The sequence below is a fragment of the Roseateles violae genome (assembly GCF_030410485.1).
Taxonomy (GTDB): Bacteria; Pseudomonadota; Gammaproteobacteria; order Burkholderiales; family Burkholderiaceae_C; genus Roseateles_D; species Roseateles_D violae.
This window is the reverse complement of record NZ_JAUHHC010000005.1, coordinates 353,832-379,300: the sequence shown is the minus strand read 5'-3', so window position 1 is coordinate 379,300 and position 25,469 is coordinate 353,832. Positions and strand designations below refer to the sequence as shown.

Below are 25,469 nucleotides of genomic sequence, written 5' to 3'. Positions count from 1 at the left end.
CCGCCAAGATCTACGAGGTCAAGCCCGGCGACAGCCTGTCGAAGATCGCCAAGCATGAATACGGCGATGCCAACAAATGGCAGCTGATCTTCGAGGCCAACAAGGACCAGCTGTCGGACCCGAACAAGATCTTTCCCGGCCAGAAGCTGAGCATTCCGCCGCTGGCCTGAGCGGCAAGCAAGGAGAACCCCGTCATGCAAACCAGACTCGCCCCCGTCCTCCTCGCCTCCGTCGTCGCGCTTGCCGCCTGCGGCAAGAAGGCCGAGGCCCCGCCGCCACCGGCCCCGACTCCGATGCCCGCGCCGGCGCCCGCCCCGACGCCGGCCCCGGCGCCCGCCGGCGTCAGCCTATCGTCGGTGAGCCTGGGCAAGGCGGTCGATGCCGACAAGAAGATCACCGCGGCCAGCGAGGTGTTCGCCAAGGGCGACACGATCCATGCCGCCGTCGACACCAGCGGCAGCGGATCGGCCATGCTGGTGGCGAAGTGGACCTACACGAAGGACGGCAAGACCGTCCCGGTGAAGGAAGACAGCGCGACGATCACGCCGACCGGGCCGGCGACGACCGAGTTCCACATCGCCAAGCCCGACGGCTGGCCGACCGGCGACTATCAGGTCGAGATCCTGCTCGACGGCAAGTCGGTCGCCACCAAGTCCTTCAAGGTCCAGTAGGCAGGTGGATGCGGCGCCTCAGGGTCGGCCGATGAACAGATAGACGGCCGTCCCCCCGCCCGTTCCCGGCGCATAGCCCAGCGCCAGATACAGCGGCCCCAGCCCCGTGTCCGCCCCGAGGAACACGCTGCCCGCCGGCCGCAGGTCTTCCAGCGCGAACTTCTGGCTGCGGCGCCAGGCGTTGCCGATCTCCAGCGAGCCGCCGACGAAGAAGCCGCGGGTCAGCACCGGCTTGTCGCGCAGGCGCAGGTAGTAGGTGGCGCGGCCGAAGACCAGGGTGTCGCCGCTGAGCTGGTCCTTCTTGTAGCCGGACAGCTGCTGGAAGCCGCCCAGCGTATAGGGACCCTGCGTCGAATCCGGCGACTGGCGCGCGTCGAGCGTGCGGCCGTAGAGGTTCAGCGTGTGCGCGCCCCAGCTCATCACGCCATTGGCCTGCAGCTCGGTGCGGGTGAAGCTGGCGTCGCGCACGTCCTTGCCGTTCGATTGCTTGCCGCTGGTCAGCTCGGCCGAGAGCCGGTAGCCGCGCTGCGGGAAGTTGGCGAAGTCGAGCTGGTCGACGACGGCCAGCAGACGCAGGCCGTATTCACGCCAGTGCTGGCGCAGCACCGCGTCGATCTCGGGCGCCACCTGCATGCGCGAGGCGATCCGCCAGTCCTGCCGCACCAGGCCCAGCCGCACCTCGCCGAGTTCGGCCCAGGGCTGGCCGAGGTCGAGGCCGAGGGTGGCGGCCGAGCGGTTCAGCAGCAGCAGCGGGCGGTCGGCGCCATCTTCGTAGAGCGGGATGTTGCGGCGCCCGACCTCGCCCCAGCCGGAGACGAACCAGTCGCTGCCCTTGCCCAGCTGCAGCGGCTGGTAGAGCTCGCTGAAGAGGCGCGGGTCGTGACCGATCGAGAGCTGGTTGCGCCATTCGGTGCCGCTGGGCGTGAGCCAGTGGCGGTTGTGGCTGACGCGCAGATTGAAGAAGCTGTCGCCGGCCATATCGGTGCTGAGGTCGATGCCGACGCGGAAGTAGTTGGGCCCCCAGGGCTTGTCCTCCAGCGTGTAGACCAGCGCATCGCCGCTGCCGTCGGCCTGCGGCTCGACGTGGTAGTCCACCCGCTCGTAGTCGCCGGAGGAGGCCAGGTGTTGCGCATCGCGCTCGGCGCGTTCGGCGTCGAAGGTCTGACCGGGCTTGCTCTGCAGCTGGCGCACCATTACCGCCGGGTTGGTCAGCTCGCTGCCCTCGAAGCGGATCGCCGCCAGCCGCGTGCCCTGCGCGTCGCGCTGCCGGCGCGCCAGCTGCCATTGCGCATAGGCCTCGGGCGGCACGGCGAAGCGGCGCAGCTGCGGCAGCAGCTCCTCGGCCGCGCGCTCGCCCTGGGCGATCAGCTCGCGCACCTTGTCGAAGTCGCCGGAGGTCAGCTCGCCCAGCAGCGGCGTGATCAAGAGGTCCTGCTCGCCGAGGCTGGCGATGCTGCGCTGCACGTTCTGCTCGGTCAGGATATTGATCATCTGCGCCGTCACGCCGACCAGCGAGCTCAGCGTCTTGCGCGGGGCCAGCGGCGTGCCCACATTGACCGCGATCACGCTCTGCGCGCCCATGCCGCGCGCGACATCGATCGGCAGGTTGTTCACCAGGCCGCCGTCGCCGAGGATGCGCTCCTCGGCCGTCTTGGCCGGCGCGTCGGCGCGGCCGCCTGGCGGCGTGTCGACGGGCGCCAGGTCGACCACCATCTCGGTGGGCGCGAACACGCCGGGCACGCTCATGCTGGAGCGCATGGCCAGTGCCAGGTCGCCGTCGTCGAGCACGACCTGGGCGCCGGTCTCCATATCGGTGGCGATCGCGCGGAAGGGCGTCGGCAGCTGATCGAAGTTGCGCACCTGGCGCACCGGCCGCGTGTAGCGGCGCAAGAGGATCTCCAGGCCGCGGCTGGACAGGGTGCTCTGCGGTGCGCGCAGTTCGCCGTCGCGCATGCCGAACTCGATCACCGGCGAGAACTCGAAGTCCTCCTCCTTGCGGCGCTGCGACAGCTGCTGGCGCTCGACGCGGCCGGCGAAGACGCGGTCCCAGGAGACCAGCAGCAGCTCGCGTTCGAGATCGGCCGCCGACATGCCGCTGGCATAGAGGCCGCCGATGATGGCGCCCATCGAGGTGCCGGTGATCAGATCCGCCGGCACGCGCTCGCGCTCCAGCACCTTCAGCACGCCCACATGGGCCAAGCCGCGCGCGCCGCCGCCGGACAGCACCAGGCCCAGCTTGGGCCGCGCGGCCTCGGCCGCGGGCGGCTGGATCTCCTCGGCCCGGCCGGCTGGCAGCAGGGCGGCAAAGCAGAGGATGAAGCTGGGGGCGAAGGCAAGCCTAGCGGGCATCGTCGAGGTCTTGCATCAGCGTCTGCACCGCGCGCTCGACCACGCCGGTGTCGTCCAGCGCGGCGATCAGGCCGTTGGCCAGCAGCTGCTGCAGCGCGCCGCGCGTCATCGAATGGCGCTGCTCCGGGTCCTGGCCGACGAAGAGGAAGAACTGCCGGCTCTCGCCGACCCAGGCCAGCTGGGCGGTCAGCCACTGGCTCTGCACGAACAGGTGGTACCAGCCGCCCACCTGCTGCGCATCGAGCCAGCGCTGCGCCGCGGCGCGCGCATCAGGCGAGTCGTTCTGCGCATACAGCTGCACGGGCACCGTCGGCAGGCGGCTGCGGTCGACCTTGGTATGCGCCCAATGCTCGGGCAGCTGCGATTCGCGCTCGTGCAGCAGGCGCTGCAGCAGCTCGTCATCGGGAGCGGGGTCGGGCGCCGGCGACTCAGCCGCCGCGCGCGGCGGCAGCGCGCTCTGGCCGCGCAGCAGGCGCGCATGCTGCTGCATCAGCTCCTGCAGCACCGGCTCGCGCTGCGGTTCGGTCAGGCCGATCGCATCGCAGCCGGCGCGCAGGCCCTGGATCAGCGCCGGCAGGCGCTGGCGCAGCGCGGTGCCGGAGGCGTCCGGCTGCAGGCTGTCCAGCAGCTGGTCGACCAGGTCGATGGCGGCATGGGCGCGCGGCGCGTCGCGGCCGTCCTGCACCATGGCCTGCACGATCACCTCGACCCAGCGCGTCTGCAGGAAGCGGCGCAGGCGCGGGCCCAGCGGGGCGCCGATCAGCTGCGCGTCGATCTGCTCGCGCACCAGCTTCAGCCATTGCGGGCGCAGCTGCTCGCGCTCCAGCGCGGCCAGCGCGCCGGCGCTGCGTTCGCTGCGTTGCTGCGCCTGGCTGCTCAGCTGCTGCTCGACCCGCGCCAGCACCTGCTGGAACAGCAGGGCGCTGGGCGCCGGCGTGTCGATCAGCAGCTGCAGCTCGGCCTCGATGAAGCGCAGAAAGCCCTGCAGGCCGGGCTCGTCCTCATGCTCGAAGCCCATGCCATGGGCGGCGACGCGGTTCAAGAGCCGCCAGGCCGGATGGTCCTGGCTGCGCAAGAGGCTGGGGTCGCGCCGCGACAGGCGCACGACAGCGACCTGCAGCCGCGCCAGCGCCTGGCGGATCGGCGGCAGCAGGCGCGGGTCGGCCAGGATCTGCTGGTAGAGCCGGCTGAGCATGTCGGGCGCGCCGGGCTCCGCCGCGCCCGGCGCCGCATCGAGCGGCTGCGGGCGGGAGCTGTTGTAGGCCAGCACGCGCTGGGCCAGTCCGTCGAAGCTGGCCGGCTCGGTGGGCTGCAGATCGCGGGTCGGCAGCCGCGCGCGGGCAAAGCGCTGCTGCGCATCGCTGTCCTCCAGCCTTGCGGCATGGCCGGCCACCAGCTGGCTCAGGTCGGCGGCGCTGAGCCGCTCGCACAGCGCGGCGTAGAGCCGGTGCAGCGCCGCGCCCAGCGGCGTCGCGGCCACCTCCATCAGCGCATAGCGGCGCTGCGCATCCAGCTCGGTGCCGAACAGTGCCTGGTACAGCGCCTGCGCGAACAGGGCCGGGCGCAGCGGGTTGTCCTTGCTGCGCGCGCGTGCGGTGCCGCGCAGCGCGGCGAAGAAGTTGTCGAGCTGGTGCAGCTCGACCTTGCTGGCCTGCTCGATCGCCTGGATCGCCTGCGCGATCGCGATGTCCTGCAGCGCCTGCTGCTCGTCGACCAGGCTCAGCGCGTCGAGGCCGCCGCTGCGGCGCTGCAGCGGGTCCTCGCCGCGGCGCGCCGCCTGCAGCAGCGGCAGCAGCGCCGCCTCGAAGTCGGTGGCGAAGCGCGGCCGCAGCCGGCGCCAGCTGTCCTGCAATTCGAAGTACTGGGGCCGGGCGGCCAGCGCGTCCTGGGTCGCGTCCTGTACATGGCGGCTCAGCGCGGGCAGACGGGTCAGCGCCTCGTCGAGCAGCGATTGAAGATTCGGGGCGAAGGGCATCGGCTCATTATCGACGCCGGATCCGCCGCCGCCGGCCGGGACCAATCAACAAGAGGTAAGCGCCGGCTTCGTTCGCGCAGGGCCATGAAAAAAGGGCCGCATCGCTGCGGCCCTTGGTGCTTGCTTGAGCGCGAGGCTCAGGCGCCAGGCATTACATGCCCATGCCGCCCATGCCGCCCATATCGCCCATGCCGCCAGGCATGCCGGCCGGGGCCTCGTCCTTCGGCGACTCGGCGACCATGCACTCGGTCGTCAGCATCAGCGAAGCGACCGAAGCGGCGTTCTGCAGCGCGGTGCGGGTCACCTTGGTCGGGTCCAGGATGCCCATCTCGATCATGTCGCCGTAGGTGTCGTTGGCGGCGTTGAAGCCGTAGTTGCCCTTGCCGGCCAGCACCGCGTTGACGACGACCGAGGCCTCGCCACCGGCGTTGTTGACGATCTCGCGCAGCGGGGCTTCGATGGCCTTCAGCACCAGCTTGATGCCGGCGTCCTGGTCGGCGTTGTCACCCTTGATCTCGCCAGCGGCTTGCTTGGCGCGCAGCAGGGCGACGCCACCACCGGCGACGATGCCTTCCTCGACGGCGGCACGCGTGGCGTGCAGCGCGTCTTCGACGCGGGCCTTCTTTTCCTTCATCTCGACTTCGGTGGCGGCGCCGACCTTGATGACGGCCACGCCGCCGGCCAGCTTGGCCACGCGCTCTTGCAGCTTCTCGCGGTCGTAGTCGCTGGTGGCTTCCTCGATCTGGATGCGGACCTGCTTGACGCGGGCCTCGATGTCGGCGGCAGCGCCGGCGCCGTCGATGATGGTGGTGTTTTCCTTGCCCACTTCGACGCGCTTGGCCTGGCCCAGATCGGCCAGCGTGACCTTCTCCAGCGTCAGGCCGACTTCCTCGGCGATGACCTTGCCGCCGGTCAGGATGGCGATGTCTTCCAGCATGGCCTTGCGACGGTCACCGAAGCCCGGGGCCTTGACGGCGACGACCTTCAGGATGCCGCGGATCGTGTTGACGACCAGGGTCGCCAGGGCTTCGCCGTCGACTTCTTCGGCAATGATCAGCAGCGGGCGGCCCGACTTGGCGACCTGCTCCAGCGTCGGCAGCAGATCACGGATGTTGCTGATCTTCTTGTCGTACAGCAGCACGAAGGGGTTGTCGAGCAGGGCGGCCTGCTTTTCCGGGCTGTTGATGAAGTAGGGCGACAGGTAGCCGCGGTCGAACTGCATGCCTTCGACGACGTCCAGCTCGCTGTCCAGCGACTTGCCGTCTTCGACGGTGATCACGCCTTCCTTGCCGACCTTGTCCATCGCCTCGGCGATGATCTTGCCGATCGACTCGTCGCTATTGGCCGAGATCGAGCCGACCTGGGCGATTTCCTTCGAGGTCGTGGTGGCCTTCGAAGCGGCCTTCAGCTGGGCAACCAGGGCCTGGACGGCCTTGTCGATGCCGCGCTTCAGGTCCATCGGGTTCATGCCGGCGGCCACGTACTTCATGCCTTCGCGCACGATGGCCTGGGCCAGCACGGTGGCGGTGGTGGTGCCGTCACCGGCGTTGTCCGAGGTCTTGGAAGCGACTTCCTTGACCATCTGGGCGCCCATGTTCTGCAGCTTGTCCTTCAGCTCGATTTCCTTGGCGACCGAGACACCGTCCTTGGTCACGGTCGGGGCGCCGAAGGAGCGCTCCAGCACCACGTTGCGGCCCTTCGGGCCCAGGGTCACCTTGACCGCGTTGGCCAGGATGTTCACGCCTTCGACCATGCGGGCACGAGCCTCGCCGCCAAAGATCACGTCTTTTGCTGCCATGTGTATTTCTCCGAATTCAGTGTTGGGTTTGACTACGCCGCCGAAGCATCAGTGGTTGCCGAGGAAAGCGTAGCGAGCGGCTGGCGGGCTAGGCGGACGGAGCGCAGGGACCGGAGCGTACTTCCTGTACGCGAGGATCCCGAGCACCGCCCAACGACGCCCGGTAGTCGCGCAGTAGCTTTACTTGGCGACCACAGCGAAGAGGTCTTCTTCCTTCATCACCAGCAGTTCTTCGCCATCAACCTTGACGGTCTGGCCCGAGTACTTGCCGAACAGCACGCGATCGCCGACGGCGACGTTCAGGGCCACGAACTCGCCCTTGTCATTGCGCTTGCCCGGACCGACGGCCAGCACTTCGCCCTGGTCCGGCTTCTCGGCGGCGGCGTCGGGAATGACGATGCCGGAGGCGGTCTTGGTCTCGTTTTCCAGGCGGCGAACGATCACGCGATCGTGCAGAGGACGCAGTTTCATCAACATCTCCTTGAGATTTCTCGGTAGCAAGAACCACGAAAACCGGCAGGGCCGGCTTCCGTCGGGGATCCATGAAAGCCTGGCCAGGCCGGGACTTTCGTTTATTAGCACTCGATGGTGGCGAGTGCTAGCAGTCGGATTATAGGGGCGCTCGATGGGCTTTCAAGAGGGGGGCCCGAAGCGGCGCCGGCGGGCATCGCGGCTCGGTCCCTGCCGCGTGCCCGCCACCGTCGACTTGCCGCGCCGCGCCGCCGCGGCGTGGTTTCCCCGCATCTTTACCGAAAGCCGCTTGCGCGCACGGCGGCGCCTCGGGCTAGCATTCGACCCGGCAACGCGCTCGCGGGGTCAGGCCTTTCAGATTGGGATTCCGTTTGCGGATGGAGGACTTCTCATGGCGACTCTCCAGTCCTCGGGCAGCGAGGCAAGCATCGACCTGACCCTTGCGCGAGCGGCGGCGGTCCCGCCTTATCTGCAGCAGGCCTATTGGTGGGCCTATGTGCATCCGAATGCGGTGCGGGTGTTCGAGCGCGACTGGCTGGTCAACGCCATTCTGTGGGGCAATTACGGCCGGCTCTGCGATGCGGCGCTGACGGCGCTGGGCGAGCCGCTGCAGGGGCGCAATCTGCAGATCGCCTGCGTCTACGGCAATCTGACCGAGCGGCTGCGCGCGCGGCTGGCGCCCGATGCGGGGCTGGACGTCGTCGACGTGCTGCCGGTGCAGCTCAGCAATCTGGCGCGCAAGCTGGGTGCGCCCGATCCGCGCGTGCGGCTGCGCCTGGGCGACGCCTCGGCCATGACCGGCATCGCCGACGCCAGCTACGAGCGGGTGCTGCTGTTCTTCCTGCTGCACGAGATGCCGGAGGCGACCCGCCGCGCGACCTTGGCCGAGGCGCTGCGGGTGCTGCGGCCCGGCGGCCGCCTGGTGATCGTCGACTACCACCGTCCGCCGCCCTGGCATCCGCTGCGCCTGCCGATGCGGGCCGTCTTCCATCGGCTGGAGCCCTATGCAATCGATCTGTGGCGCCAGGAGATCGCCGCTTTCATGCCGGCCGACGCGGCGATCGCGGCGATCGAGAAGCAGACCTATTTCGGCGGCCTCTACCAGCGGCTGGTCATCACTCGCTGAGCGGCCGGGGGCATGGCGCCGCTGCCGGCAGGCGAGATTTGACCCTGGACCCGGGGTGGGGTCGGTGCTAGCATCCCCGACGCACAGTGATCGCCAGCAGCGAAAGCGAGGTTCCGGATGAGCAAGCTTTTTCGTTCGCAAGCCCTTTTCATTGTCTCCGCGCTCGCCTGCGCGGCGCCCAGCTGGGCGGTCGACGCGAGCGCGGCCCAGGCGCTGGCCCGCAAGAGCGACTGCCTGAAGTGCCATGCGGTGGACAAGGCCAAGACCGGCCCCTCGTTCAAGGACGTGGCCGCCAAGTACAAGGGCCAGGCCGATGCCGAGCAGAAGATCGTCACCCATCTGACGACCGGCCCCAAGGTCAAGATCGATGGCAAGGAAGAAACGCACCCGAATCTGAAGTCGGCCAGCGAGGCCGAGATCAAGAACGTGGCGCAGTGGATCCTGTCGCGCTGATCTTTTAGAACAAAGGCCGGTCCCGGCCGGGGCCGGCCGACCAATCCAGGGGGTGCGCGATGTTTGCTGCGTTGCGGCGGTTCTGGGCCTTCCTGATGCGCCCCAGTACCAAGCCCTTGCTCGTGTTGCTGGCGATCGGCGGCATCGGCGGCATCCTGTTCTGGGGCGGTTTCCACACGGCGCTGGAGGCGACCAACACCATGCCCTTCTGCATCTCCTGCCATGAGATGCGCGACACTGCCTTTGCCGAGTACAAGGAAACCATCCACTACAGCAACCGTTCGGGCGTGCGAGCGAGCTGCCCCGACTGCCATGTGCCCAAGGAATGGGGGCCGAAGATCTACCGCAAGATCGAGGCCACCGGCGAACTCTGGGGTTCGTGGATGGGCACGATCGACACGCCGGAGAAGTACGAGGCCCATCGGACCCGGCTCGCGCAGAAGGAATGGGGGCGGATGAAGGCCAACCAGTCGCTGGCCTGCCGCAACTGCCATTCCACTGAGGGCATGAGCCCGGAGAAACAGAACGAACGTGCCCAGGCCCGCCACGCCAAGGCCAAGGCCGAGGGCATGACCTGCATCGACTGCCATTTCGGCATCGCACACAACGAGCCCGAAGGCCCGGGGCCGCAGGAGTTGTTCGACAAGGACGGCCGCAGGAAGCCGCAGCCATGACGACGAGAAGCGGTGGCCGCTCGCGGCGAGCGCTGACCGTCTTTTGCTGAAGGGGTGTGAGCCATGAAGATCATCAGGGGCATGGGGCTCTGGGTCTTGATGACGATGGCGCTGGCCATGGGCGCCCAATCAGCGCGTGCGGCCGATGCCGTGCTGAAGGGCGATGCCGTCTGCACGCGCTGCCACGACGAGTCGGAGATGTACCCGGTGCTGTCGATCGGCAAGACCAAGCATGGCACGGCGGCCGACGGCCGCACGCCGACCTGCACCAGCTGCCATGGCGAAAGCACCCGCCATGTGCAGAACCAGCCCAGGGAAGGCGAGCAGGGCCGGCCCAAGCCGGATCGCGTGTTCGACGGCGCGCTGCAGGGCCTGTCGCCGGTCTCGCGCGTCGACTCGGTGCCCAAGTCGCCCGGCAAGCGCACGACGGTGCCGGCCGCCGAGCTGAACTCCGCCTGCCTCAGCTGCCATCAGGGTGGCAAGCGTGCGCACTGGCAGGGCAGCGTCCACGAGAACCGCGACGTGCCCTGCACGGCCTGCCATCAGCTGCATGTGCAGCATGACAAGGTGCGCGACAAGCAGACCCAGCCCGAGGTCTGCTTCCTCTGCCACCGCGAGCAGCGCACCCAGCTCAACCGCCAGTCGCACCACCCGGTGGTGGAGGGCAAGGTGGCCTGCTCCGACTGCCACAACCCGCATGGCACGGCCGGTGTCAAGCTCCTGGTGCGCGACAGCGTGGTCGACACCTGCTACAGCTGCCATGCCGAGAAGCGTGGCCCTTTCATCTTCAACCACCAGCCGGTCACCGAAGACTGCACGCTGTGCCACAACCCGCATGGCAGCACGGTCTCCAACCTCTTGAAGTCGCGGCCGCCCTTCCTGTGCCAGCAATGCCACGAGCCGACCAGCCACCGCGGCAATGTGCCGGGCCTGCTGGCCGGCACCGGCACGACGGCCGGCGCGCGCGGTATCACCCAGGCGCGCGCCTGCCTGAACTGCCACACGAACATCCATGGCAGCAACAACCCGACGAACAGCTCCGAATCGCGCTCGATGCGGCGCTGATGAGCGGCCAGCCTGCACGGAGGTCGACATGAATCATCGTCATACATGGCAAGCATCGCCGGCCCCGCTGGCACGCGGCGCCCGGCGCAGCCTGCTGGCCGGCGCCGCATTGCTGGCGCTGGGCGGGCCCGCGCTGGCCGAGGACGAGGAAGGCCCGGACATCAAGACTCTGACCAAGCCCGAGTCGACCATCAGCGTCGGCGGCGGCTATCTGAGCGACGACAACCGGCGCTTCGGCCAGTACAGCGGCCTGAGGAAGAAGGGCGGCTACCTGCTGCTGGACGCCGACATCCTGTGGCGCGACGACGCCACCGGCGCCTGGACCCGGGTCTTCGGCCGCAATGTCGGCCTCGACAGCCGCGAACTGCGCGGCGAATACGAGCTCCAGGGCAACTGGAGCGCCTTCATCGACTACAACCAGATCCCGCGCTACGACCCGCTGACGATCAATACCGGCCTGGCCGGCATCGGCACGGCCACGCAGACGCTCAACGGCACGGCGCTGCGCGACGTGATGCTGGACACGCGGCGCGACCGCACGACGCTGGGCTTCGGCAAGCAGCTGCCGGCCGGCTTCGACTTCCAGGTCCGCTACATCAGCGAGGACAAGAACGGCTCGCGCGTATTCGGCCGCGGCACGGCCGACTTCCTGGCCGACCCGATCGACTACCGCAGCGAGCAGCTGGAGGCGATCCTTGGCTATACCAGCGACAAGCTGCAGCTGCAGGCCGGCTACTACGGCACCGCCTTCAAGAACAAGAACAGCGTGCTCGACGTCAACACCGGCGTCGACATCGCGCTAGCGCCGGACAACGAATCGCATCAGATCTTCCTCGGCGGCGGCTACAGCTTCTCGCCGACGACGCGTGCCAATTTCAAGGCCGCCTACACGCGCGGCAAGCAGAACGAGACCTTCTACACGACGGCGACGCGGCCCAGCGTCACGAACACCAATCTGGGCGGCGAGGTCGACACGACGCTGATCCAGGCCGGCATCAGCTCGCGGCCGAGCAGCCAGCTGAGCCTCCTGGCCAATCTGCGCTACGAGGACCGCGACGACAAGACGCCGCTGTACCAGTACATCGACGCCTCCAGCAGCCGCGACGGCTTCAACACGCCCTTCTCGCGCACCACGACGCAGGCCAAGGCCGAGGCCTCCTATCTGCTGCCCATCGATCTGCGCCTGACCGGCGGCGTCGATTACGAGCGGCGCAAGCGCTCGGTGCTGGCCATCCGCCAGGCCAGCTGGCGGGCCGAGAACGACGAGACCACACTGCGCTTCGAGGTGCGGCGCAGCCTGTCCGAAACGCTGAACGGCTCGCTGGCCCTGCACTGGGCCGACCGCGACGGCTCCGACTTCCTCGACGCCAACAACAACACGGCGGCCGACCTGGTAGACCCGATCCATTTCGCCGACCGCAAGCGCGAGAAACTGCGCCTGACGCTGGACTGGGTGCCGATCGAGACCTTGTCGCTGCAGCTGATCGTCGACGCGGCGCGCGACAAGTACCACACGCGCAATCTGGGCCCCGAGGACGGTCGGGCCCAGTACATCTCGCTGGACGGCAACTACCAGCTGAACGAGAACTGGCAGCTGCTGGGCTGGATCTCGAACGACGACAGCAAGCTGAACCAGACGACGAGATCGAACAGCGCCAACGGCACCCTGGTGCCGGTCCAGAACTGGGAAGCGCGCATGCGCAACAAGGGCGAGGCCTATGGCCTGGGGCTGCGCGGCAAGATCGGCAGCGCCTTCGACCTGGGCGCCGATCTGCAGTACGCCAAGGACACCAACGTCTACCAGCTCAATGCGGTGATGCCGCCGGAGGCCCTGCTGCCCGATATCGGCACCAAGCACACGACGGCGCGGCTGTTCGGCCAGTATGCGGTGAAGAAGAACCTGTCGGTGCGCATGGACCTCGGCTACGACCGCTTCAACACCAATGACTGGACCTGGGCCGGCTGGCGCTTCACCGACGGCACGACCGTCGTGAACCCCAACACCAGCAGCACCTTCTTCGGCCTGTCCCTGGTCTACCGGATGTGGTGAGCGCGGCGCTCAGCGCCGCCGACCGGCCTTGGCTGCGGATTTGGCCGCGGCCTTGGCTTGCGGCGCCGCCGGCAGGGCGGTGCGCGCCGACTCCATGATCGGGTAGGCATGGTCGATCGCGTAGCGGCCGAAGGGCTTCTGACCGCCGGTCTTGATGAAGTAGTCGTGCCAGTGCCGGGCGGCGCTCCAGATCGCCTCGGGGCAGGAGGCGCGCGACTCGAGGCCCGGGGTCAGGTCGAACTCCTCGGCCGCGCAGACGGTCTCCAGCATGCAGGCCGAGGGCAGGCCGTAGTTCTCGTGCAGCGGGTTGCCGGTCTTGGCCACACCCCAGGAAAAGGCCAGCCAGCGCAGCACATGCTCGAGCGTGTCCAGGGTCGAGCGCGAGCTCATGAAGGCGTCGACCCGCGCCAGCACGCGCGCCTGCGGCAGCGGCAGCGCGATGAGCGCGATGTTCGGATAGCGCTGCGCGTCGTCGAAGGCGGTCAGCGGCGTGCTGACCACGCCATTGCTCTTCGGCCCGTACTCGGGCCCGTCCGGCTGCATCAGCGGCACATGGATCGCGCGCGCGCCGGCCAGCGCCGCGCCCTCCGGCACCAGCAGCAGCGCTTCCGACCAGTAGGAGGGCTGCATGTCCGGCCGCAGATGCGATTGCGCGATGCGCAGCCGGAACGACAAGGTGTCCGCGCCGCCGATCAGCGCGATCAGGCTCCATTGCTCGGGTGTCGCTTCGCGCATCTCGCGCCGCACCCGCTCGCACCAGTCCACATTGCCCTGGCCGCGCTTGCGCTTCAGCGCGCGGAAGTCCGGGTTCGGCGTGCTGCTGGTGGAGCGGGCTTGGCGTGTCATGGCGGTCTCCCGTGTTCAGATATTGCGCATCTGGCAGGCCGGCGTCGTGATCGAGCGGGCCAGCGCCTTGTCGCCCGAGATGCCGTAGTAGCTGACCTCGAAGTCGATGCCGCCGCCGGCGCGGGTCAGCGACAGCACGGCGATGCGGTCACCCTGCAGCTCGAGCGGACCCAGCCCACCCTTGTCGGCATAGGGGGCGAAGCGGCCCTGCTCGCGCAGGCGCTTGGGCAGCGGCGCGGCCTTGCCGTGGCGTGGCCAGGGCTTGGCCGTGCCGAAGATGCCGCTGATGCCGTTCAGCGTCTGCTTGGCCGCGTCCAGCCCCGGCACGCGGATCAGGCAGGACGGCGAGACGATCACCTCGTACAGCGTCGTGCGGCCGCTGCCCATATCGCGCACGCGGGCGACCCGGCTCCAGTGCACGTCGCCGGTCACGTAGAGCACCGGGATGCCGGCCGCCGACAGCCGCTCCAGCGCCGGCAGGATGGTGTCCAGGTATTGCGCGTAATTGCTCATCTCGGCGTCTTCGCTGAGCCGCTTGCTGGCGCTGGCCGGCTCGACCAGCAGGGCCTGGCCGGAGACCAGCATGCCGAAGGCCGGCTGGCCGGCGGCGCGGCGCGCCTGCAGATCGGCCTCCCAGGCGGCGAACTGCTGCAGCGCCGGCGGCGCCATCAGCAGGCCGAAGCGATCGTCGCGCAGGCTGCGCATATCGACGACCAGCATGCTCAGCGGCTCGATGTCGATGCGCTTGCAGCCGCCGGCCGGGCCGTCGAGCTGGTAGTCCTCGTAGAGATCCTTGGCGATGGCGGCCCATTGCCGGCGGCCCGCCTCGGTCCAGGTCTTGGGCAGCTGGGTCTGGCGGTAGGGGTAGTTGTTCCAGTACTCGTGGTCGTCGGCGACGCAGACATAGGGCGCGCGCGCCAGCAGCGGGCCGAGGCCGCCGCTGCCCAGCTGCGAATCGACGAAATTGCGCCGGTACTTGCGCGCCAGCTTGCGGGCGACGCCGGCATCGTCCTCGGGCAGGTCCTCGAAGATCGGCAGGTCGCCGTAGATCTGGTCGCCCATCATCAGGGTCATGTCGGTGCGCAGCATGATCTGCGAGGCGATGGTGCCGACCAGGCCGGCGCCGTCCTCGGGCTGCGAGTAGCAGGAGCACAGGAGGATGTTGAAGCTGCCGTCCAGCTTTCGCGGCAGCGCGCGCGGCAGCGTGTGCGTCTTCAGCGGCGGCAGCGCCTGGCCGGCGACCTCGATCAGCACCGTGTAGCTCGTCGCCTCGGCCAGGCCGCTGATGCGGAACACGCCGCGGTGGTTCAGCGGCCGGCCCTGCGCATCGGTGATGCGGTCGCGGATCGGCGTCAGCGGCGCCAGCGCCTCGACCTGCCCCCCGCCGCCGGCCAGTCGCAGATTCGGTGGCTGCGGCGTCGCGGTGTCGAAGATGCCGACCCAGATGCGCAGTTCGGCGGGCGCCGCGGCCAGCGAATACGCAGCGAGCATCATGTAGCCACCCCTGTTGCCCGGACAAGGCTACTGTGACATCGACGTCCGGCGGCCGGGGGCATCGGCTTAGGGATGTTCAGCCGGCGCGGCGGCGCTAGACGATGCGGCAACTGTGCCCGCGAGGTCCGCCATGCCGCAGATTCCCTATGACGCCAGCCGCAAGGCCCTGTTCCATCCGGAGGCGCGCGAGACCCTGTTCGCGCAAGGCCTGGCAACGGGCGACGAGGTGCAGCTGGCGCTGGAGGCGGCGCGGCTGGCCTACTACCGCTACGACGAGGAGGCCGAGCAGCTCGAACGGCTGGCGCAAGCGCTGGCCCTGGCCGGCTTCGGCCGGCCCGAGCTGTTCAGCCATGCCGACAGCGACGGCCAGGGCTATGGCTGCGTCAATGCCGAGGGCCTGGGCCTGCTCGCCTTCCGCGGCACGCAGCCGGACCATGTGGGCGACCTGGTCAGCGATGTGCGCTTCGTGCTGAAGCCCTGGGAGCTGGGCCGCGGCAAGGTCCACGCCGGTTTTCGCCACACCGCCCTGGGCCTGTGGCCCGAGGTCCAGCGCTGGCTCGCGGCGGCGCGACCGCAGCGCCTGATCGTCTGCGGCCACAGCCTCGGTGCGGCGATCGCGACCCTGCTGGCGCTGCCGGCCGGCGCCCAGCGGCTGGTGACGCTGGGCTCGCCGCGGGTCGGCGATGCCGACTTCGCCGCCGATCTCGAGGCCTCGTCCTTGGAGCCGCTGCGCGTCGTCGGCTGCTGCGACGTGGTCACCGAATTGCCGCCGGCGGGCCTGGACTTCCGCCATGTCGGTGCCGACTTCGTCTACATCGACCGCGCCGGCCAGCGCCATGCCAGCCCCTCGGCCGAACTGATCGACGCCGACCGCCAGGCGGCGCGCCACGCCTATCTGGGCGAACAGGCCTTCCGGCTCGGCACGGTGCTGATCCGCGACCTGGCCGACCATGCGCCGATCAACTATCTGCGCGCGTTCTGGCCCTGATCGGGGGCCGCCTCGGCCGGTTCCGGCTTGTCGGGGAAGCGGATCACGCTGACCTCACCGTCCGACTCCATGCGCGCGATCTTGACCTCGTCGAGCTTCTCGATGCCATGCTCGCGCAGCTTGCTCATCAGCTCCGGCACGGTGATCAGCTGGCTGCGCAGCGTCGACAGGATCAGGCGGCCGCGCCGCACCAGCACGACCGGCGGCGGATCGACGATGGCGCGCAGGCGCTTGCTGCGGTAGCTGGCCCAGTCGAGCAGCAGGTTCCAGCCGGCGATCGTCCCGACCAGCAGCATGCCTTCGGCCACCGTCTCGTAGGGGCCGGCCATCGCGTTCTGCGAGGCGTCGGCGATCAGCACCAGCAGCAGGATGTCGGCGATGCCGATCGAGCCGACGTCGCGGCGCAGCACGAAGCGGAACAGCACGAACAGGAACCAGTAGATCGCGCTGCCGCGCAGCACCAGTTCCCAGGGATTCATCTGGAAACTGAACAGCTCGCGCAGCATGTCCATCTGGGCCCGCTGCGCTCGTTCAGCGGCGCCGCGACAGCCGGCGCAGATTGGCGCTGGCCGTCGCATGCAGCGGCGCGATGCCCTTGCCGGCGATGCTCAGCACGCCACCGGACAGCAGGCCCGGCAGCGGCGATGCGCCGGGGCGGGACCAGGCCCAGGGTGTCCACCAGCTGCGCAACAGCGCGAGCCCGATCTGCTGCTGCAGCTGCCAGGCCCGCAGGCCCATCGCGATCCAGGCGGTGGTGAAGGCGGCGAACTTTTCGCTGCCCATGCGATTGAATTCGGCCCGATCGCGGGGTGTCGGCTGGTGGCCGGCCGCGATCATGCGGCCGACCCGGTGCGCAATGACCTGCGGGGCGACCAGGGCCAGCTCGGCTGTCTGGCTAGCGAGACGGGCTGTCTTGCGTGAACGTCTGGCGGACATGGCAAACCTCGGTGATGCATGGATTGCGCTTCAGTCTATGCATTCGGAAGGCCGCCCAGCGCGGCCGTCCGGAAGTCGCGGCGGCGTCCTACAAAAGCAGCGCGCACTTGCGAACTGTATGTTCATACAGTACATTTTCGACCAAGCCGCCCATCCCTTTGGAGATCGCCATGCCCACCATCCGCAAGCTGCTGAGCCAAGCCCTGAGCCAGCCCCTGAGCCAATATTTGCGCGACCCGCAAAGCTGGGTCAGCCTGATCGCCGCCTCGACCCTGATCGGCCTGTGCGCCGGCGTGTTCGAGCCGGCCGATGTGGCGCCGGCCCTCGACCAGCAGCTGGCGGCCGCGCAGATCGAGACGGCCTGAGGCCCGAGCTTGGGCTGGCGCGCGGGCCGGCCAGGGCCTAAACATGAGCATGGACCGGCCGCCGGCCGGGCGTCTCAGGAGCGGGCCATCATGAGCACAAGCAGCAATGCCGGATTCCCCAGCAGCCACGCGACCTGCATGCTGCCGGTCAAGGACCTCGACCGGGCGCGGCGCTTCTACGGCGAGGCGCTGGGCCTGGAGGCGATCGGCAGCAAGCCCGACGGCAAATTCGTCTACCGCTGCGGCGGCACCGAGATCGCGCTGATCCCCAAGCCCGAGGGCACGCAGGCGCGGCACACGGCGCTGAGCTTTCGCGTCGACGACATCGCCGCGGCGATCGAAGGGCTGCAGCAGCGCGGCGTGGCCTTCGCCGACTACGATTTGCCGGGGCTGAAGACGGTCGGCCATGTCTGCGTGCTGGGCGCCGAGAAGGCCGCCTGGTTCGAGGACACCGAGGGCAATATCCTCTGCCTGCACGAGGATCTGGCCTGAAGCGGCGCGCCTTCGCTACGATGGCGGCCCGTCCCCCCACTGCGCTGCCGCCATGCAACTGATCGGAATGCTCGATTCGCCCTATGTGCGCCGCGTCGCGATCTCGCTGCAGCTGCTGGGCCTGCGCTTCGAGCACCGGCCGCTGTCGGTGTTCCGCAACTTCGATCAGTTCCAGGCGATCAATCCGGTCGTCAAGGTGCCCACCCTGGTCTGCGAGGACGGCCAGGTGCTGGTGGATTCCACACTGATCATCGACTACGCCGAGAGTCTGGCCGGCCGCAGCCTGCTGCCGGACCAGCCCGCACAACGCCTGCGCGCGCTGCGCACGATAGGCCTGGCGATGGCCGCCTGCGAGAAGAGCGTGCAGCTGCTCTACGAACGCCGCTTGCGGCCGCCGGACAAGCAGCACGCGCCCTGGCTGGAGCGGGTGACCGGCCAGATGCAAGCCGCCTTTGCCCTGCTGGAGGCCGAGCTGGGGCAGGGGGCGGCGCCCGAGGCGACGCGGCAGGACGGGCTGAGCCTGGCCGTCGCCTGGCATTTCGCGCGGCAGACCGCCGGCGATCTCTTGAGCGCCGACACACACCCGCGGCTGGAGTCCTTCTCGGCCGCCGCCGAGGCGCTGCCGGCCTTTGCCGCCGCGCCGCATGGCGAGGGCCGGTTCGGCCCGGCCTGAGCCGAACCGCGTTTTCAGCAAGTCCTGACCTTTGTTCGTGGGGGCGTGCTGCCGACGCCGCTGAGGTCTTGTGCGCCTCGTCCGACAGCGCAAGAGGCGCTCGGACGACAGGAGGGTGCCGCGCGCCTGTCTAAGCTGGATTCATCTCCGGCTCGGGATGCACGCGATGAGCGCCTTCTGTTTCGCCAGTCTGTTCGAACTCGCGGCCGCCGGCCTCGGCCCGGACGGCGGCGAGCCCGGTTCAGACGATCTTGATGCCCAGATTGGGCAGGCCGTCGATATGGCAATCGATCACATCGCCGCGCACGACCGGGCCGACGTTCTCCGGCGTGCCGCTGTAGATGATGTCGCCCGGCTTCAGTTCGAAGGCCTGTGACAGGCGGCTGATCTGCTCGGCCACGTTCCAGATCATCTGGTTCAGATTGGCGTTCTGCTTGGTCTGACCATTGACCTTGAGCCAGATCGCACCCTGGCTGAAATGGCCGGTCTGCGCGACCGGATGCAGCGGGCCGATGGGCGCCGACATATCGAAGCTCTTGCCGATCTCCCAGGGCTTCTTCTCGTCGCCCATCGCGCGCTGCAGATCGCGTCGCGTCATGTCCAGGCCGATCGCATAGCCGTAGACCAGGTCCAGCGCGGCTTCCGGCGTCACATTGCGGCCGCCCTTGTGCAGGGCGGCGACCAGTTCGACCTCGTAGTGGTAGTTCTTGGTCAGGGTCGGGTAGGGGTGATCGGCGACCGTGCCCGGTGCGACGTTCTGGATTGCGTCGGCCGGTTTCTGGAAGAAGAAGGGCGGCTCGCGCGTTGGGTCGCTGCCCATCTCGCGCGCATGGGCCGCGTAGTTGCGGCCTATGCAGTAGATGCGCCGCACCGGAAAACGCTGCTCGCTGCCGACGATGGCGATCGTGCTGGGTGCCAGCTCGAACGGCGTGCCGGGTTTGCTGCTGCTGCCAGCGCTGGCGCAGCCGGCGAGCGCGCCGGCTGCCACGCTGGCGGCGGAACTGCTGATCATCGTGCGGCGATCCATCTGGCGGTCTCCTTGGCTGGTGGAACGAAAACTCAGAGCGGGCCGCGCAGGCCCGCGTCCGCCTCGGCCCAGGCGCTTGCCAGCGCGGCGCGCGCGGCGTCCGCCTCGGCCCGGCGGTCCTGGGCCTGCAGCGCCTGGCTCAGGCCGCGCAGGGCCCAGCCGCTTTGCGGATGCTCGGCCAGGTCGCGGCGGAAGCTCTGCTCGGCCGCGGCCCAGTCGCGCGCACGCAGCTGCATATCGCCCAGCGCGAGCCGGTTGCCGGCGGCCAGCAGCGGCGGCTCGGCGCCGTCGATGTCCTTCGCTGCGGTGATGGCCAGCGCCTGCTGGCCCAGCGCTTCTTCATGGCGGCCCTCGGCCGACGCGATCTCGGCGCGCAGCCGGGCCTGCGCGCTGCCGGCGATGCCGCGCATCTGCTTGCTCATGTAGTCCGGCCGCTCGCCGGCCATGGTGTTCAGCATCGCCGCGGCCGGCTCCATCCGGGCCAGCGCCTCGCGGGCCTCGGCCGGGCGGCCCAGGCGTGCCAGCGCGGTGCCGCGCGCCAGCTCAGTCAGCACCAGGGTCTTGCTGCCCTTGCCCGCCGGTGGCGCCTCGCGCAGCAGCTCATCCCAGCGCTCCAGCCGCATCAGGGTCAGCAGGGGCTGGGTGCCGCCATGGTCGCCGCCGCCGCGCAGGCTGTTGGCGCGCGCCACCTGCAGGGCCAGCTCGCCGCGGCCCTGCATCAGCGCGGCATACCAGCGGAAATTGCCGTTGTGGCCGCGCCAGTCGGTGCCGGGCGTGAAGCCCTGCTGCTTGAGCGTGGCGCGCATCGCCTCGTCCGCCGCCAGCGCCTCGGCATTGACGCGCTCGGCATCGGCATAACGACCGATCTGCGCGTAGGTATGCGAGGGCATGTGCAGCAGACGCGGTGACTTCGGCGCCAGCGCGCCGAGCCGGTCGGCCGCCGCCTCGGCGCGCCCGGCCTGGTGCACATCGTCGACGGTATGGATCAGGTAATGGTTGAGCCCGGTGTGTCGCGGCTGGCGGGTCAGCGCCGCCTCAAGCTTGTCGGCCAGCTCGCCGATGCGGCCGGCCGGCTGGCCGCGCTCATCCCACCAGTCGACGCGGGTGGCGATCAGTTCCGCCTCGGCATACAGGCTCAGCACATCGGGATCGTCCGGGTAGCGATCGGCCAGCAGTCGCATCCGCTCGGCATAGGCGATGTCCAGCGGATCGGCCTTCTCCTCGTTGCCGGCGCCGGCGCCGCAGACCTGGGCCTGCAGCGGCGCGATATTGCGCGCCTCGCTGGCATGGGCATAGCGCAGCGCCAGCGCCCCGATCAGCTCACGATCGCGCGGCGGCAGCGTCGCGGCGCGCCGCAGTGCGTGGTCCAGATAGGGCAGGGCGTCCTTCACGCCCTGGCGTTCGGTCCAGTTGATATTGGGGCCCATCTGCCAGGCCACGCCCCAGGCGCACATCGCGCAGTCCGGGTCCAGGGCCAGCGCCGCCTTGAAGCTGCGCTGCGCCTCGCGCTCGTTGAAGCCATAGGCCTGGCCCATGCCCTGGGCGAACAGCTGCCGGGCCTCGGCCGAAGGGCTCTGGACGGCCAGGGTGGCCGTGCCGAAGCCGTCCAGCCGCGGCGCGCGGGCCTGGCGGTCGGGCTGCAGCGGCGCGATGCCACAGGCCGCGGCCAGCAGGGCGGCAGCAACGACGAGCAGCGAACGGTTGGCAAGGCGGTGATTGCCCATCGCGAGACCGGGGTCGAGGAGGGCTCACCTTGCCCGCCCGGCGCAGCCGAGTCAACGGGGTTAGCCTGGGCCGCTGCCTATTTCAGTCCGAGGGCCGCCCAGCCTGCGTGGCCGAGCTTCTCCATCGTTTCGATATTCGTCTCGAAGATGGCATCGGTATCGGCCATCGTCTCGGTCGCCCGCTCGATGCTGCTCTCGCGCAGGATGTGCAGGGTCGGGTAGGGCGAGCGGTTCGTGTAGTTGGTGATGTCATCCGGCGCGGTGCCGGCGAACTGGTACTGCGGATGGAAGTTGGCGAACTGCAGCTCGCCGTCGAGCTCCAGGTCCTCGATCAGGGCGTCGGCGGCGCCGAGGAAGTCGTTGAAGTCGAGGAAGTCCTGCAGCAGCAGCGGATGGATCACCAGGGTGGTCTCGATCTCGTCCGGATCGGCACGTTTCAGGAACAGCAGCTCGCGCGCCAGCTCCTTCAGCAGCTCCTCCGGCGTCGTCGCGCTGCTCACCACATAGCGCAGGCGCTGGTTGACGTGCACGCTCTTCGCGAACGGGCAGAGGTTCAGGCCTATCACGGCCTTCTCCAGCCAGGCCTGGGTCTGCTGGCGGATGGTTTCGATCTCTTGTTCGGTCATGACTTACTTGTTCAGGCCGTCCAGCGCCTGGCGCGCGGCCTGCCGGGCCTGCTCCAGCAGCTGCTGTTTCCAGTCCGCGCTGTCGATGTAGAAGGCTTCGCGCATCTGCTGCTTGATCGCGCGCGCCTGTTCGGCCGGCGCGTCCGGATGCGCCTCCAGCCAATGGTCGGCGCGCAGCGCGTCGATCATCTCGCTCAAGGGCACGGTGCCGTACTCCAGCGCGATGCCGGTGTACTCGGCCTGCGGGCAGGTCTCGAAGATTACGTTCCACATCAGGCCCTGCAGCGGCGCCGAGCTGGAGCTGCCGTCATGCACCGTCGTCACCTCGGCGCCCCACCAGGCGCGGGCGCGGGCCAGCGCGGCCGCGTCGTCGCGGCAGGCGAAGATGCGCTCGCCGTGTCCCCGCGGCCCCAGGCCCGTGTGCAGATCGATCCAGCCGATATGGCGGGCGCCGCGGCCTTGCTCTTCCAGCAGATGGCGCAGGGTCTGATGGCTCCAGGTTGGCGCATGGCCGCCATAGAACAGGCCCAGCTCGTCCGTGTACTGGCCGCCGGTGATCGCGGTCTGCAGCGCGCGCTCGCCATGCTGCTCGGCATAGGCGCGCAGACGGGCCGCATCGGCCTCGGTCGGTGGCCAGTGCGGCGGCACGAGGGCCGAGGCAATCTCCTCGTAGCCGGCGTTCCGGGGCAGCGGACGGTGGAAATCGTGGAAGTTGCGGTTCAGGTCCACGCCTTCCTGCGTGACCCGGCGCAGCCAGGAAAAGCCGTAGGGATTCAGCGCATGGATGTAGAGCACGGCCACGCCGCTGGCCCGCACGGCCGCATGCCAGCCCGGGTCGGACAAGAAGCCGACCTGGATGCCCGAGCCGGCGAAGCCCTCGATGCCATGGCAGCCGCTGCTGATGATCAGCAGGCGCTCGGCATCGCGCGGGCCCTGGCGCACTGCGTCCAGCGCCAGCCGCTCGCCCTCGGCGCCCAGCAGCGGGTGCAGATGTTCCTCGTTGTCGAGGCCGGCGGCTTCGGCGGCCGCGAGGAACTTCGCGCGCGCCTCGGCGTAGCCGGCGGCGAAGAAGCTGGAAGTGGACGGGGCGTTCATGGACGCGGCTTGGCCAGCCAGGCCTCGGCCATGCGCACCCACATCGAGCCGCCCAGCGGGATCAGCTCGTCGTTGAAGTCGTAGCTGGGGTTGTGCAGCATGCAGGGCCCCATGCCGTGGCCACCGACGCGGTGGCTGCCGTCGCCGTTGCCGATCAGGAAGTAGCAGCCGGGCTTTTCCAGCAGGTAGAAGCTGAAGTCCTCGGCGCCCATCGTCGGCTCGAACTCCTGCACGTTCTCGGCGCCGACCAGATCGCTCAGCACCTCGCCGACGAAGGCGGTCTCGGCCGCATGGTTGATCGTCGGCGGATAGTTGCGGCGGAAGCTGAACTCGCACTGCAGCTCGAAGGTCTGGGCCACGCCCTGGGCGACCTCCTTCATGCGGCGCTCGATCAGGTCCAGCACCTCGAGTGTGAAGGTGCGCACCGTGCCCTGGATCTCGCAGCTGTCCGGCACGACATTGGTCGCCTCGCCGGTGTGGATCATCGTCACCGAGATCACGCCGGCGTCGATCGGCCGCTTGTTGCGGGTGATGATGGTCTGGAAGGCCTGCACCATCTGGCAGGCGGCCGGCACCGGGTCGATGCCGTTGTGCGGCATCGCCGCATGCGCGCCCTTGCCGCGCAAGACGATCTTGAACTCGTTGCTGGACGCGAACACCGGGCCGGTCTTCAGCGCGAACTGGCCGGCCGCCATGCCGGGCCAGTTGTGGGCGCCGAACATGGCCTCCATCGGGAATTTCTCGAACAGCCCGTCCTTGATCATCTCGCGGGCGCCGCCGCCGCCTTCCTCGGCCGGCTGGAATACCAGGTAGACGGTGCCGTCGAAGTTGCGGTGCTTGCTCAGGTGCTTGGCGGCGGCCAGCAGCATGGCCGTATGGCCGTCATGGCCGCAGGCGTGCATCTTGCCGTGGTGTTTGCTGGCATGGGCGAAGCTGTTGTGCTCGGTCATCGGCAGCGCGTCGATGTCGGCGCGCAGGCCGACCGCGCGCTCGCTCGTGCCGTTCTTAACGATGCCGACGACGCCGGTCTTGCCCAGGCCGCGGTGCACCGGAATGCCCCAGTCGGTGAGAGCCTTGGCGATCAGGTCGGCGGTGCGCTCCTCCTCGAAGCACAGCTCGGGGTGGGCATGGATATCGCGTCGCAGGGTGGCGATGCTCTGCGCATCGGCAAGAATCGAGTCGATCAGCTTCATGGCGCTTGCTCTCAAAAGATGTCCAAAGACCTTCTTTTGAGTTTACCCGCCGCCCCTGAGCCGCGCAGGCTTCGGTGCGCCTGACGGCCGCTTAGCGCTTGACCTTGCCGTCGGCCGTCAGCATCGAGAGCTCGACGAAATTCGAGGCGGTGTGCCGCGTCGGGCCGAACTTCATCGGGAAGCCGCCCGGGTTGAAGCTCTGCAGGCCCTCCAGCGCGGCGACCAGGCCCTCGCGGCTGGGCCGGCCCATGCGGCGCAGGCCCTCGCTGAGCACCTTGGCGGCCAGGAAGCCCTCGATGCCGTTGTAGTCCGGGCGCAGATCGCCCCCGGCTTTGGCCAGCGCCGCCTGGTACTCGGCGGCGATGCCGCTGGTCGTGCCGAAGGGATAGGGCATCACCTGGCTGACGACGACGCCCAGGGCGTCCTTGCCCAGCTCGTCCAGCAGGGCCTGCGTGCCGACGAAGGAGACGTTGTAGAACACGCCGCCGTAGCCGGCGCGGCGCGCCTCGCGGATGAAGGCGGCGCAGCTCTTGTAGGCGCTGATCAGTACGATGGCCTCGGGCTTGCCCGGCAGCAGCTCGCGCACGGCCTTGGCCACGTCCACGCTGTTGCGCTCGACGGTCGAGGCGGCCTGCGGCTGCAGGCTCAGCGGCTTCATCGCCCGCGTGACGCCCTCCAGCCCCGCCTTGCCATAGCTGTCGTTCTGGTGGAAGACCGAGATCTTGTGCAGGCCCAGCTCGGCCAGCTGCTTGACGATCAGCGCCGTCTCCTCGTAATAGGAAGCGCGCACATGGAAGACCCAGCGGCTGAGCGGATCGCGCAACGCCTCGGCGCCGGTCAGCGGCGCGAAGAACGGAATCTTGTGCTGGTTGACCAGGGGCAGGGCGGCCAGCGAGGTCGGCGTGCCGACATAGCCGAACAGGGCGAACACGTCCTCGTCGATGAATTTCTCGGTATTGGCCTTGCAGCGCTCGGGGTCGTAGCCGTCGTCCAGGGTCTTCAGCTCGACCGTCATGCCATTGATGCCGCCGGCCGCGTTCAGCGCGTCTAAGAAGAGGCGGGCGCCCAGTTGCATCTGCTTGCCCAGCTGGGCGGCCGGCCCCGACAGCGGCGCCGACTGGCCCAGCAGCAGGCGGCGGCGCGGGGCGCCCTGCGGCACGGCGGCCGCCGTCTGTTCCTGCGCCCGCAGCGGCGGGGCGAGCAGGCCGCCGGCGAGGCTGGCGGCAAGGGTGGAAAGGGCGGCACGTCTACGCAAGCGATCCTCCGGCGCGGTCAGGGCACGTTCATCGGGGTTGGAGAAATAATCGAGTCATTGTGCGGGGGCGCCGGCGGCGCGGCGGCCGGCCCAAGCCCCCACCCGACGGCTGCCGTCCTCCCA

At 69.2% G+C, this 25,469-nt stretch carries 24 protein-coding genes and 1 pseudogene; 11 read left to right on the top strand and 14 right to left on the bottom strand.

Annotated features, from left to right (window positions below):
- Positions 1 to 11: 11 nt before the first annotated feature.
- Positions 12 to 170, top strand: a pseudogene (locus QWJ38_RS19345) (LysM peptidoglycan-binding domain-containing protein); the annotation flags it as partial.
- A gap of 24 nt (positions 171 to 194) precedes the next feature.
- Positions 195 to 671 (top strand): hypothetical protein, encoded by a 477-nt coding sequence (locus QWJ38_RS19340; protein WP_290360755.1) that lies wholly within the window; start codon positions 195 to 197, stop codon positions 669 to 671.
- Positions 672 to 689: 18 nt separating this feature from the next.
- Here QWJ38_RS19340 and QWJ38_RS19335 read toward each other — a convergent pair whose 3' ends face one another.
- From QWJ38_RS19335 to QWJ38_RS19320, 4 genes are all read right to left on the bottom strand, one after another.
- Positions 690 to 3,020, bottom strand: coding sequence for a patatin-like phospholipase family protein (locus tag QWJ38_RS19335; RefSeq protein WP_290360754.1), 2,331 nt, complete (start codon positions 3,018 to 3,020; stop codon positions 690 to 692).
- On the bottom strand, positions 3,010 to 4,995 hold the full coding sequence (locus QWJ38_RS19330; protein WP_290360753.1) for a DUF1631 family protein: 1,986 nt from the start codon (positions 4,993 to 4,995) through the stop codon (positions 3,010 to 3,012). The genes QWJ38_RS19335 and QWJ38_RS19330 overlap by 11 nt, the downstream gene beginning before the upstream one ends.
- A gap of 151 nt (positions 4,996 to 5,146) precedes the next feature.
- Positions 5,147 to 6,793 carry a chaperonin GroEL gene (gene groL, locus QWJ38_RS19325; RefSeq protein WP_290360752.1) on the bottom strand — a complete coding sequence of 549 codons (1,647 nt, stop codon included), beginning with the start codon at positions 6,791 to 6,793 and terminating at the stop codon, positions 5,147 to 5,149.
- Between the two features lie 180 nt (positions 6,794 to 6,973).
- The gene (locus tag QWJ38_RS19320; protein WP_290360751.1) at positions 6,974 to 7,264 is read right to left on the bottom strand and encodes a co-chaperone GroES; all 291 of its coding nucleotides are present in this window, start codon (positions 7,262 to 7,264) and stop codon (positions 6,974 to 6,976) included.
- A gap of 391 nt (positions 7,265 to 7,655) precedes the next feature.
- Here QWJ38_RS19320 and rquA point away from each other — a divergent pair, with 391 nt between their 5' ends.
- The 5 genes from rquA (at position 7,656) to QWJ38_RS19295 (ending at position 12,632) form a co-directional block, all read left to right on the top strand.
- Positions 7,656 to 8,390: a rhodoquinone biosynthesis methyltransferase RquA gene (rquA, locus tag QWJ38_RS19315; RefSeq protein WP_290360750.1), complete on the top strand. Its 735-nt coding sequence runs from the start codon at positions 7,656 to 7,658 to the stop codon at positions 8,388 to 8,390.
- Positions 8,391 to 8,507: 117 nt separating this feature from the next.
- Positions 8,508 to 8,843: a c-type cytochrome gene (locus QWJ38_RS19310; RefSeq protein ID WP_290360749.1), complete on the top strand. Its 336-nt coding sequence runs from the start codon at positions 8,508 to 8,510 to the stop codon at positions 8,841 to 8,843.
- A 59-nt stretch (positions 8,844 to 8,902) separates the two neighbouring features.
- Entirely contained in the window at positions 8,903 to 9,517 is a 615-nt protein-coding gene (locus QWJ38_RS19305; RefSeq protein ID WP_290360748.1) for a NapC/NirT family cytochrome c, read from the top strand.
- A gap of 63 nt (positions 9,518 to 9,580) precedes the next feature.
- The gene (locus QWJ38_RS19300) at positions 9,581 to 10,582 is read left to right on the top strand and encodes a DmsE family decaheme c-type cytochrome (protein WP_290360747.1); all 1,002 of its coding nucleotides are present in this window, start codon (positions 9,581 to 9,583) and stop codon (positions 10,580 to 10,582) included.
- Between the two features lie 28 nt (positions 10,583 to 10,610).
- The gene (locus QWJ38_RS19295; RefSeq protein ID WP_290360746.1) at positions 10,611 to 12,632 is read left to right on the top strand and encodes an MtrB/PioB family decaheme-associated outer membrane protein; all 2,022 of its coding nucleotides are present in this window, start codon (positions 10,611 to 10,613) and stop codon (positions 12,630 to 12,632) included.
- Between the two features lie 9 nt (positions 12,633 to 12,641).
- Here QWJ38_RS19295 and QWJ38_RS19290 read toward each other — a convergent pair whose 3' ends face one another.
- A complete protein-coding gene (locus QWJ38_RS19290; protein ID WP_290360745.1) occupies positions 12,642 to 13,478 on the bottom strand; it encodes a hypothetical protein in 837 nt (278 codons plus the stop codon).
- Positions 13,479 to 13,493: 15 nt separating this feature from the next.
- Positions 13,494 to 14,972 carry an alkaline phosphatase D family protein gene (locus QWJ38_RS19285; RefSeq protein ID WP_290360744.1) on the bottom strand — a complete coding sequence of 493 codons (1,479 nt, stop codon included), beginning with the start codon at positions 14,970 to 14,972 and terminating at the stop codon, positions 13,494 to 13,496.
- Between the two features lie 130 nt (positions 14,973 to 15,102).
- On the opposite strand from QWJ38_RS19285, the gene QWJ38_RS19280 reads away from it, so the two are divergent.
- Entirely contained in the window at positions 15,103 to 15,960 is an 858-nt protein-coding gene (locus QWJ38_RS19280; protein WP_290360743.1) for a lipase family protein, read from the top strand.
- On the opposite strand, the gene QWJ38_RS19275 is transcribed toward QWJ38_RS19280, so the two are convergent.
- Together QWJ38_RS19275 and QWJ38_RS19270 are read right to left on the bottom strand one after the other, a co-directional pair.
- The gene (locus tag QWJ38_RS19275; protein WP_290360742.1) at positions 15,936 to 16,472 is read right to left on the bottom strand and encodes a DUF421 domain-containing protein; all 537 of its coding nucleotides are present in this window, start codon (positions 16,470 to 16,472) and stop codon (positions 15,936 to 15,938) included. The genes QWJ38_RS19280 and QWJ38_RS19275 overlap by 25 nt on opposite strands.
- Before the next feature lie 19 nt (positions 16,473 to 16,491).
- Positions 16,492 to 16,896: a polyhydroxyalkanoate granule-associated phasin gene (locus QWJ38_RS19270; RefSeq protein ID WP_290360741.1), complete on the bottom strand. Its 405-nt coding sequence runs from the start codon at positions 16,894 to 16,896 to the stop codon at positions 16,492 to 16,494.
- Between the two features lie 170 nt (positions 16,897 to 17,066).
- On the opposite strand from QWJ38_RS19270, the gene QWJ38_RS19265 reads away from it, so the two are divergent.
- The 3 genes from QWJ38_RS19265 to QWJ38_RS19255 all read left to right on the top strand — a co-directional run bounded on the left by QWJ38_RS19265 (position 17,067) and on the right by QWJ38_RS19255 (position 18,426).
- The gene (locus tag QWJ38_RS19265) at positions 17,067 to 17,261 is read left to right on the top strand and encodes a hypothetical protein (RefSeq protein WP_290360740.1); all 195 of its coding nucleotides are present in this window, start codon (positions 17,067 to 17,069) and stop codon (positions 17,259 to 17,261) included.
- A 90-nt stretch (positions 17,262 to 17,351) separates the two neighbouring features.
- Positions 17,352 to 17,753, top strand: a complete 402-nt coding sequence (locus QWJ38_RS19260; RefSeq protein ID WP_290360739.1) for a VOC family protein — start codon at positions 17,352 to 17,354, stop codon at positions 17,751 to 17,753.
- 52 nt (positions 17,754 to 17,805) lie between these two features.
- Positions 17,806 to 18,426 (top strand): glutathione S-transferase family protein, encoded by a 621-nt coding sequence (locus QWJ38_RS19255; RefSeq protein WP_290360738.1) that lies wholly within the window; start codon positions 17,806 to 17,808, stop codon positions 18,424 to 18,426.
- Between the two features lie 241 nt (positions 18,427 to 18,667).
- On the opposite strand, the gene QWJ38_RS19250 is transcribed toward QWJ38_RS19255, so the two are convergent.
- The 6 genes from QWJ38_RS19250 to QWJ38_RS19225 all read right to left on the bottom strand — a co-directional run bounded on the left by QWJ38_RS19250 (position 18,668) and on the right by QWJ38_RS19225 (position 25,346).
- Complete coding sequence (locus QWJ38_RS19250; RefSeq protein WP_290360737.1) at positions 18,668 to 19,453, bottom strand: fumarylacetoacetate hydrolase family protein; 786 nt, start codon at positions 19,451 to 19,453, stop codon at positions 18,668 to 18,670.
- A 32-nt stretch (positions 19,454 to 19,485) separates the two neighbouring features.
- The gene (locus QWJ38_RS19245) at positions 19,486 to 21,177 is read right to left on the bottom strand and encodes a tetratricopeptide repeat protein (protein ID WP_290360736.1); all 1,692 of its coding nucleotides are present in this window, start codon (positions 21,175 to 21,177) and stop codon (positions 19,486 to 19,488) included.
- 77 nt (positions 21,178 to 21,254) lie between these two features.
- Entirely contained in the window at positions 21,255 to 21,803 is a 549-nt protein-coding gene (locus QWJ38_RS19240) for a DUF1415 domain-containing protein (RefSeq protein ID WP_290360735.1), read from the bottom strand.
- A gap of 3 nt (positions 21,804 to 21,806) precedes the next feature.
- Positions 21,807 to 22,898, bottom strand: a complete 1,092-nt coding sequence (locus QWJ38_RS19235; RefSeq protein ID WP_290360734.1) for a M14 family metallopeptidase — start codon at positions 22,896 to 22,898, stop codon at positions 21,807 to 21,809.
- Positions 22,895 to 24,091 (bottom strand): M20 aminoacylase family protein, encoded by a 1,197-nt coding sequence (locus tag QWJ38_RS19230; RefSeq protein WP_290360733.1) that lies wholly within the window; start codon positions 24,089 to 24,091, stop codon positions 22,895 to 22,897. The genes QWJ38_RS19235 and QWJ38_RS19230 overlap by 4 nt, the downstream gene beginning before the upstream one ends.
- A 91-nt stretch (positions 24,092 to 24,182) precedes the next feature.
- On the bottom strand, positions 24,183 to 25,346 hold the full coding sequence (locus QWJ38_RS19225; protein ID WP_290360732.1) for an ABC transporter substrate-binding protein: 1,164 nt from the start codon (positions 25,344 to 25,346) through the stop codon (positions 24,183 to 24,185).
- Positions 25,347 to 25,469 lie beyond the last annotated feature (123 nt).